Annotated in this window: 1 protein-coding gene; it reads right to left on the minus strand. The window is 40.8% G+C overall.

Translation table 11 applies throughout. The features are described 5' to 3' along the window. Positions 1 to 747, minus strand: a 747-nt coding sequence (locus tag EKC99_RS15345) for an RNA-guided endonuclease InsQ/TnpB family protein (RefSeq protein ID WP_163152668.1), incomplete at both ends; no start/stop codon positions are given.

Genomic DNA, 747 nt, shown 5'->3' on the forward strand with positions numbered 1-747 from the left:
GACGCGAATGCCATGCTGTTTTGCTTTGTACTGCAACTGATGAAGAAACGTTTGATACGGAATGTGAACGAACGCTTGATTTGTGCGCTTTCCGAGATGGACTTCACGCTTCCAATCTTTATTCATCCCCACCACAATCGTATCGCAGTCTAAAGACAGCGCATGTTTGATGACAAAGGCACTCGCTTGGTGCATAAAGTTTTCTACGATGCGGTTTCGTTTTTCTGTCATTTTGCTCATTCGTTTTGTCCAATCGAGTCCATTCATTTGTTTCGCTACTTTGCGGTAGTGGCTCATTTGTTTGTTGTAGTATTGATTGGCGGATTTTAGACCTTTACCATTGATCACGATCGGTTGTATGCCCACATTATTTACAATGGTTGCGAAGTTATCTAAACCTAAATCAATACTGATGTATCTGTTGTGATCTTGTTTTGGCGCTGGAATAGGGATTTTGTAAACGACTTCGACGATGATATGGCGGTGTTTTGGAATAAATCGGACTTGTTGTAGCTTCCCATTCATGTTTGTCTTTAACCGAAACCCTTGGAAACAGGCAGGAAACGTGATGTGTTCATCGACGACTTTGCATGATTGATTCGTTAGCACAAGCACATATCGTCCGTCTTTTTTGAGATATTTGGGCGGTTTCGGTCTGCCTGTATATTTGTCTTTGTTTTTTGCCCAATCTTTCATCGACTTAAAAAATGATTGCCAATTTTGATGCAACATTCTTAACGTTTGTTG

The organism is Anoxybacillus sp. MB8 (assembly GCF_011006755.1).
In the GTDB taxonomy this organism is placed as follows: domain Bacteria; phylum Bacillota; class Bacilli; order Bacillales; family Anoxybacillaceae; genus Anoxybacillus; species Anoxybacillus gonensis.